1 pseudogene is annotated in these 375 nt (G+C 50.9%); it reads right to left on the reverse strand.

From position 1 onward, the window contains the following. Positions 1-375, reverse strand: a pseudogene (locus LIN78_RS17990) (cadherin-like domain-containing protein); the annotation flags it as partial.

Below are 375 nucleotides of genomic sequence, written 5' to 3' on the forward strand. Positions count from 1 at the left end.
ACCAGTGATGGCTTTATTGGTATCTTCGTTAGTGATTTGGGTGGCTGGTACGGTGTTCACTGGTGCATCGTTCACCGGGTTCACCGTAATCGCGACGGTATCGACATCTGTCAACGTACCACCTGAACCCGTATTACCATTGTCACTGGTGGTCATGGTTAAAGTGGCTGTACCGTTGAAATCTTTTGTCGGCACATAGGTAACATTTGATGCCAACGTCGCATTGATCTGAGCAACTGTGCCGGTCAATGTCACGGTGCCTGTACCCGTGCCACTAATCGTGGCTGAACCACCGCTAACCGTCAGCGTGCCGTTTGTAACGGCTAAGGTCACGGTCATGTTGCCCGTGCCGGCATCCACATCAGAAATACTTAA

The sequence above is a fragment of the Leeia speluncae genome, assembly GCF_020564625.1.
Taxonomy (GTDB): Bacteria; Pseudomonadota; Gammaproteobacteria; order Burkholderiales; family Leeiaceae; genus Leeia; species Leeia speluncae.